Origin of the sequence: Micromonospora sp. URMC 107, from assembly GCF_051386315.1 — a bacterium.
GTDB lineage: Bacteria > Actinomycetota > Actinomycetes > Mycobacteriales > Micromonosporaceae > Micromonospora.
Genome location: NZ_JBPQTK010000292.1, coordinates 1 through 636, shown reverse-complemented (window position 1 = coordinate 636; position 636 = coordinate 1). Strand labels below are relative to the sequence as shown.

Below are 636 nucleotides of genomic sequence, written 5' to 3'. Positions count from 1 at the left end.
GGCTACCGCGACAACGGCAACACCGTGACGATCGCCGACTCGGCCGACCCGACCCAGGCCTCCTACCGGATGAGCGTGGACAACCTCGCCGACTGGATCGCCACCCGCGGCTACACCGCCTGACCCCACCACGAGAACGCCTTACCGAACGACGACAAGGCCCGCCCGCCCGGGCAAGGCGCGGCCTTCGCGCCCAGGCGCTCACCCGGCTCAGGGCCGGCGGTTGCGCTCCTGGCTGAGTCGCTCGTCGAGCCGGCCCAGTTCGTAGATGGCGTTCAGGTTCGTCGGCAGGTGGGTCACGTTGTCGATCAGGGGTTCCTCGTCCGGTTCGGGCGTGGGGGGCGACGGGGCCGGCGGGCTCGACGGGCTCGACGGGCCGGGCGAGCCGGTAGCCGCGACGGCGGGCCGACGCCGCCGGTGCAGGACGAACAGCACCGGCACCGCCAGGGCGCCCAGCACCAGGCCGTGGACCAGCCACCGGTCCGCTCCCCTGTCGTCGTCCTCCCCCGGAGGGGCCGCGACCGTCGAGGGAGCGTCGGATGCGGCGCCCCGCCCGTTCGGGGCCGGCGCCCCCCGTTCGGCCGGGCGTCCGGCCGTCCGGTCGCGGGCGGCCGGGGCCGCGGTCCCGGCCACGGA

General features: G+C 76.1%; 2 pseudogenes. One reads left to right on the top strand and one right to left on the bottom strand.

The window, feature by feature from the left end:
- Positions 1–123 (top strand): annotated as a pseudogene (locus ACSNN9_RS28580) (C39 family peptidase); the annotation flags it as partial.
- A gap of 87 nt (positions 124–210) precedes the next feature.
- Here the strand turns inward: ACSNN9_RS28580 and ACSNN9_RS28575 are convergent.
- Positions 211–636: pseudogene (locus ACSNN9_RS28575) on the bottom strand (hypothetical protein); the annotation flags it as partial.